The organism is Vibrio sp. 378 (assembly GCF_033339435.1).
This window is the reverse complement of sequence record NZ_JAWOUO010001124.1, coordinates 1-529: the sequence shown is the minus strand read 5'-3', so window position 1 is coordinate 529 and position 529 is coordinate 1. Positions and strand designations below refer to the sequence as shown.

The 529-nt window shown below is 48.6% G+C and carries 1 protein-coding gene; it reads right to left on the bottom strand.

Features of this window, described 5'->3' with window-relative positions; translation table 11 throughout:
- Nucleotides 1-529 (bottom strand): DUF1538 domain-containing protein (locus R7Q48_RS30720; protein WP_318134200.1); only part of this gene is annotated, 529 nt, incomplete at both ends.

Genomic DNA, 529 nt, shown 5'->3' with positions numbered 1-529 from the left:
GCATTTTCTTCGTCCTCCGAGGTGTCTTTATTAAGCCACTGAGTAATTTGCGCATACCCCATTACGGATATCATTGGAAACAAACTGGCGAAGGCGATAAGCCCAAAGCCATCAATCATCGGATTCCTGCCTGGCACAGTTGACGCTAGGCCCAACCCAAGCGCCGTCACTAAAGGCACTGTCACGGTAGAGGTGGTGACACCACCTGAATCGTAGGCAAGTGGAATGATCAACTTAGGCGCGTAAAAGGTTTGAATCACCACGACGATATACCCCGCAATGATGTAGTAATGAATCGGGTCGCCCACCACAATACGATAGCTGCCAAGCGCGATACCTATCGCTACGCCTAAAGCAACCGCAACTCGTAAGCCATTTACACTAATACTGCCACCAGACACTTGATTGGCTTTGATGGCCACTGCAATCAATGAAGGCTCAGCAATGGTCGTACTAAAGCCGATAAAAAAAGCAAAGGTGTACACCCAATAATAGTCGACCCACTCTAACGCCTGCCCAATAGAGACTT